Here is a 1,349-nt window from a genome sequence, read left to right on the forward strand (position 1 = left end):
TGCCTTCAAAACTACATACTGAAAATGTCTTCCATCGTCTCTTTCTCTCTCCTGACCCGCCTTCTGGTCATGCCCTCGACCGATTAGTGACAGTCAGCTCCATACATTGCTGCACTTCCACCTCTGCCCTATCTACCTCGTCGTCTTCAAGGGGTCTTACTAACTTTCGTTATGGGAGAACTCATCTTGAGGGGGGCTTCACGCTTAGATGCCTTCAGCGTTTATCCCTTCCAAACTTGGCTACTCTGCCATGCACTTGGTAATACAACAGATCCACCAGAGGTTCGTCCATCCCGGTCCTCTCGTACTAAGGACAGCTCCTCTCAATTCTCCTACGCCCACGCCGGATAGGGACCGAACTGTCTCACGACGTTCTGAACCCAGCTCGCGTACCGCTTTAATGGGCGAACAGCCCAACCCTTGGGACCTACTTCAGCCCCAGGATGCGATGAGCCGACATCGAGGTGCCAAACCACTCCGTCGATGTGAACTCTTGGGAGTGATAAGCCTGTTATCCCCAGGGTAGCTTTTATCCGTTGAGCGATGGCAATCCCACTTTCATACCACCGGATCACTAAGTCCTACTTTCGTACCTGTTCCACCCGTCGGTGTCACAGTCAAGCTCCCTTATGCCTTTGCACTCTCCGAATGGTTTCCGACCATTCTGAGGGAACCTTTGAGCGCCTCCGATACCCTTTCGGAGGCGACCGCCCCAGTCAAACTCCCCGCCTGACATTGTCCACTGCCCGGGTCACGGGCACATGTTAGAAACCCAATACTGCAAGGGTGGTATCCCAACAGCGACTCCATGAGGACTGACGTCCTCATTTCCTTGTCTCCCACCTATCCTGTACATGCAATACCGGATCCCAGTATCAAGCTGGAGTAAAGCTCCATGGGGTCTTTCCGTCCTGGCGCAGGTAACCAGCATCTTCACTGGTATTTCAATTTCACCGGGTGTGTTGTCGAGACAGTGCTCAAATCATTACGCCTTTCGTGCGGGTCGGAACTTACCCGACAAGGAATTTCGCTACCTTAGGACCGTTATAGTTACGGCCGCCGTTTACTGGGGCTTAAGTTCAAAGCTTCGCCTTGCGGCTAACCTCTCCCCTTAACCTTCCAGCACCGGGCAGGCGTCAGCCCATATACCTCACCTTTCGGTTTCGCATAGACCTGTGTTTTTGCTAAACAGTTGCTTGAGCCATTTCTCTGCGGCCTCTCTCGAGGCACCCCTTCTCCCGAAGTTACGGGGTTATTTTGCCGAGTTCCTTAACAACACTTCTCCCGTCGGCCTTAGGATCCTCTCCTCATCCACCTGTGTCGGTTTACGGTACGGGTACATATGGAAC

The 1,349-nt window shown here is 52.9% G+C and carries 1 other annotated feature (running past one end of the window).

Annotated elements, in window-relative coordinates:
- Window positions 1-63: 63 nt before the first annotated feature.
- Window positions 64-1,349, bottom strand: a sequence feature (mutual gap in cmsearch alignment for this rRNA model is longer than 100); it runs 1,202 nt beyond the window's last position.

Origin of the sequence: Frisingicoccus caecimuris, assembly GCF_004340975.1 — a bacterium.
Lineage (GTDB): Bacteria > Bacillota > Clostridia > Lachnospirales > Lachnospiraceae > Frisingicoccus > Frisingicoccus caecimuris.